This window comes from Psychrobacter sp. TB20-MNA-CIBAN-0197, from assembly GCF_040309765.1.
In the GTDB taxonomy this organism is placed as follows: Bacteria; Pseudomonadota; Gammaproteobacteria; order Pseudomonadales; family Moraxellaceae; genus Psychrobacter; species Psychrobacter submarinus.
Genome location: NZ_JBEOPC010000307.1, coordinates 1 through 304, shown reverse-complemented (window position 1 = coordinate 304; position 304 = coordinate 1). Strand labels below are relative to the sequence as shown.

At 41.4% G+C, this 304-nt stretch carries 1 protein-coding gene; it reads right to left on the bottom strand.

The features are described 5' to 3' along the window. The coding region (locus AAEY83_RS13780) for an exo-beta-N-acetylmuramidase NamZ domain-containing protein (protein WP_351059669.1) at window positions 1-304 on the bottom strand (304 nt) is incomplete at both ends.

Genomic DNA, 304 nt, shown 5'->3' with positions numbered 1-304 from the left:
CCCTCACCCTTGATCATTTTGGCAAGTTCGCCAACAGTCATGCCGTGTAATACAGGAATTGGGTGCATGCCTACAAACGATTTAAATTCTGGCTCTAATCTTGGTCCATCAACGTAGGCAATATTTGGGTTGGGTCTGTCGAGTACTAAAAATTCTATCCTCTGCTCTGCAGCAGCTTCCATCATGTAGTGCATAGAGCTTATGTAGGTATAAAAGCGCACTCCCACATCTTGAATGTCAAAAATAATGACATCAACATCGGCTAAAGCAGCTTGGCTTGGTTTTTTATTTTTACCATAAATAG